A 2,667-nucleotide genomic window follows, 5' to 3' on the forward strand; every position below is an offset into this window, starting at 1 on the left:
ACAGCGGGAACACACGCTCCACGCCTTCACCGAAGGAAATCTTGCGAACGGTGAACGAACCCGCGATGCCCGCGCCGTTCTTGCGGCTGATGCAGACGCCTTCGTAGTTCTGCACACGGGTACGGGTGCCTTCGGTCACCTTGTAGCCGACGCGAATGGTGTCGCCGGGCTTGAAGTCGGGGATGTCTTTCCCCAGGGCGGCAATCTGTTCCGCCTCGAGCTGTGCGATCAGATCCATCTGACCTTCTCCTATGTTCATCACGGTTTGCCCGCGGGTGATGTCCTTGGCAGAGCTGTGCAGGCACAGATGCGTCGGCTGTTCTTTGTTTTGTGGTGGCGGTCTGCTGGCAGGTCTGCGATCAGTCCGTCCACCAATATCCAACGGCCCCGAGTCGCCCCGAAGCCGTGAATGCGCCCTGTTAAGCCGGGGCGGCCCGTAAATCAAGGGATTTCGGTGCGGTCTCGGCCCGGCTCAGCGTTTCGCCTTGGGGCTCTCGGCCAGCGCCCGCTCATGCGCCTCCCAGAGATCCGGGCGGCGGGCGCGGGTGATCTCTTCCGATTGCTGGCGCCGCCATTTCTCGATCTCGCCGTGATGGCCCGAAAGCAGCACCGGCGGGATCTCGTGGCCCTGCCATTCGGCGGGGCGGGTGTATTGCGGATGCTCGAGCAGCCCGTGCGAGAAGCTCTCTTCCTCGATCGAGTCGGCGTTGCCGAGCACGCCCGGCAGCAGCCGCACGGTGGCGTCGAGCATGGCCTGAGCGGCGATCTCGCCGCCGGTCAGCACGTAATCCCCGAGCGAGACCTCCATGACGCCGTAGTGATCCAGCACCCGCTGGTCGAGCCCTTCGAACCGCCCGCAGATCAGCGTGACGCCCGGGGTCTGCGCCAGGCGGCGCGCCATCGGCTGGTCGAAGCGGCGGCCACGCGGCGACAGGTAGATGATCGGCGCGGCGTTCGAGATCTTGCGGCGCGCGGTTTCGAGCGCGCGGCCCATCACGTCGGGGCGCAGCACCATGCCGGCGCCGCCGCCGGCGGGGGTGTCGTCGACATTGCGATGCTTGCCCTCGCCGAAATCGCGCAGGTTCACCGGGTCGATCTGCCAGATCCCGTCCTGCAGCGCCTTGCCGGTGAGCGACAGGCCGAGCACGCCGGGGAAGGCCTCGGGGAAGAGGGTGATGATCTGCGCCGTCCAGGCACGGGCCAGCGCCGGGCGCTCGGTCATCAGCTCGCGCGGCTTGAGGCTCGGGCGGATGGTCTTGCGGCCGTGGGATTTGGGTGTCTCGCTCATGTGCTTCCTGTAGCGACATGGGCGGGACGGCTCAAGCCGGCTGCGTGCCCTCGATGTCGATGTAATCCGCGATCCGGGGCGGCGCGGTCATGCGACCGGCGGCCAGATCCCAGTTCGTGCGAGGGCGGGCGGTTGCGCCGTGGTACTCGGCAAAGGCGCCACGCGGATCGGGCCAACGGTCCTCCCCGGTCCGTTCCGCCAGGCGATCGAGCGCGGCGGCGAAAGAAGGCGCGGCGCGGGCCGCGGCATCTGCCGGTTCGAGGCCCAGCTCGGTTCCGCCGTGGCGGCCCTCGTTCCAGCCGCGGATCACCTCACGAAGCACGGCGAGCCAGTCGGTGTCTCCGTCGCGCGCCGCGATGTCGATCCGCTCCGCCTTGGCGATGCGGGTGAAATACAGCGCCACGCTGGCGCGCTCGCAGGCGGGCTGCCCGGCGCACCAGAGCGCGGCGCGGGCCTGCGCCGGATCGGCAGGGTCATGCTCGGCGATGACCTTGTGCCAGAGGTCGGGGTCGGGGCTCGATTGCGCGCGCAGGGAATCCAGCAGCGTCGTGTCTGCGGCAGCGTGTCGATCCGACCAGCTCGCTTTCGCGGCGTGATAGGCCGCCGCCTGGCGTTTGAACCTGAGGTGGCGTGCGTCTACCTCGGCAATCCGGTCGCGGATTGCCAGCACCACATCGGGTTTGCGGAAGGTCTGCGCCAGCTCTCCCGCGCGGCTCGGAGAGGCGTTCACGAGCTCTCGCAATTGCCACAGGGCCTGAAGCTGGTCAGCGTCGAGCTCATCGACCGACCGGACACCCCAGGTCTGAAGAATGCGCGCGAAGGCGCGACGCAGCGCCTGGGCGGCGGATTCGGGCTCGCTCCAGACCGGCGCGCTCTTCTGTGGGCCCGGCGCGCGCAGGATGGCCCCGATCTCGCGCCGGATCGCGCTCGGGTTCGGCAAGCCGGACGGGGGCCGTCGCAGCGCGGCAGGGGTCAGAAGCGCGGGCAGGGGATCGTCCAGCGGATCGGCCGTACGGCGCGAGAGCACCGCTGCGAGCACCGCCAGCGCCGTCGCCGCGCCGAGGCTGTTAAAGAGACCAAGCTGGGTGACCATCGGCTGGCCGATCTGCCTGGGAAGGATAAGCAAGGCCAGCGCCGGAGCCGCCGCGACGCCGGACCAAAGAACTCGTTGAATAACCGGGACCACAGGGCGCCCCCTTTTCACCAAAAACCAGTCTCAATTTGAATCGAATTGTGGCGATTTCTGGACGCGGGCGGGATCGAATGTGGCTCTGTTTCGCCGTGGTTAACGGTCACTCGGACTCGGCTTGTCTGTTCGCGATCCGGCGCAATGTCTTCTTTGCGTCGCGCAGGCTTTCGTCGCTCAGCCCGCTGCGATT

At 68.0% G+C, this 2,667-nt stretch carries 3 protein-coding genes; all 3 read right to left on the reverse strand.

Features of this window, described 5'->3' with window-relative positions:
• A partial coding sequence (locus AC6RA4_RS24770; RefSeq protein WP_500164869.1) for a 50S ribosomal protein L19 occupies window positions 1–238 on the reverse strand: 238 nt, incomplete at its 3' end.
• Between the two features lie 234 nt (window positions 239–472).
• Window positions 473–1,288, reverse strand: a complete 816-nt coding sequence (trmD, locus tag AC6RA4_RS24775; protein WP_500164871.1) for a tRNA (guanosine(37)-N1)-methyltransferase TrmD — start codon at window positions 1,286–1,288, stop codon at window positions 473–475.
• A gap of 31 nt (window positions 1,289–1,319) precedes the next feature.
• Window positions 1,320–2,414 carry a hypothetical protein gene (locus tag AC6RA4_RS24780; RefSeq protein WP_500164873.1) on the reverse strand — a complete coding sequence of 365 codons (1,095 nt, stop codon included), beginning with the start codon at window positions 2,412–2,414 and terminating at the stop codon, window positions 1,320–1,322.
• Window positions 2,415–2,667 lie beyond the last annotated feature (253 nt).

It is taken from the genome of Salipiger sp., assembly GCF_059781815.1.